This window comes from Gordonia sp. DT219 (genome assembly GCF_049847065.1).
In the GTDB taxonomy this organism is placed as follows: Bacteria; Actinomycetota; Actinomycetes; order Mycobacteriales; family Mycobacteriaceae; genus Gordonia.
Map to the genome: position 1 here is coordinate 1 of NZ_JBNCNR010000131.1, position 230 is coordinate 230.

Genomic DNA, 230 nt, shown 5'->3' on the forward strand with positions numbered 1-230 from the left:
GCGGATAGCTTCGGGGTGTCGGCCGGGATGGTCAACAGCACCCCACCGGTCGGTTTGCACGACACGGTCTCATCAGCAAGGCCTCGTCCAGCGAGTTCGAGGACCGTTTCGAAAGCATCGGCGCGTCTACGTTCGGCCGGACGCGGATCATTGGAGCCGTCGGGCTGAGGCTTTGGCGCGGACAGTGTTTCGACGAGGCTGTGCAGTTTCTCCCCGGCGACCGCATCGAG

Annotated in this window: 1 protein-coding gene; it reads right to left on the reverse strand. The window is 64.3% G+C overall.

The features are described from left to right. Positions 1 to 230 (reverse strand): DUF222 domain-containing protein (locus ACPXB3_RS22730; RefSeq protein ID WP_425729911.1); only part of this gene is annotated, 230 nt, incomplete at both ends.